The sequence below is a fragment of the Bifidobacterium sp. UBA744 genome (assembly GCA_002298605.1).
Classification (GTDB): domain Bacteria; phylum Actinomycetota; class Actinomycetes; order Actinomycetales; family Bifidobacteriaceae; genus Bifidobacterium.
In genome coordinates this window covers 5,829-6,060 of sequence record DBKS01000008.1, presented here as the reverse complement: position 1 = coordinate 6,060, position 232 = coordinate 5,829, and the positions used below count along the sequence as shown (strand labels likewise).

At 58.6% G+C, this 232-nt stretch carries 1 protein-coding gene; it reads right to left on the bottom strand.

The features are described from left to right. The coding region (locus B2994_RS00490; protein ID WP_291526459.1) for a DUF3107 domain-containing protein at positions 1-191 on the bottom strand (191 nt) is incomplete at its 3' end. Positions 192-232 lie beyond the last annotated feature (41 nt).

Sequence of the window (232 nt, the reverse complement as noted above, 5' to 3'; positions counted from 1 at the left end):
TCCGAACCGATGATGGCATAGCCGAGCGCAGTCGCCGGGACGATGATGCGGCGGCCCTTGTCGTCAGTCAGGTTGATGGTCGTGCCGTTTTGTATGGCGCCCGCAATGGCCGCCCCCACTTCGTCGGCGCCGGCGTTGGTGCTGAAATTCACCGGACGGGTTACATGCTGAATGCCCAGTTCAATATCCATATCGCTCCTTGGTTATGTTGCGTTTTTCTTGCGGCACAGTG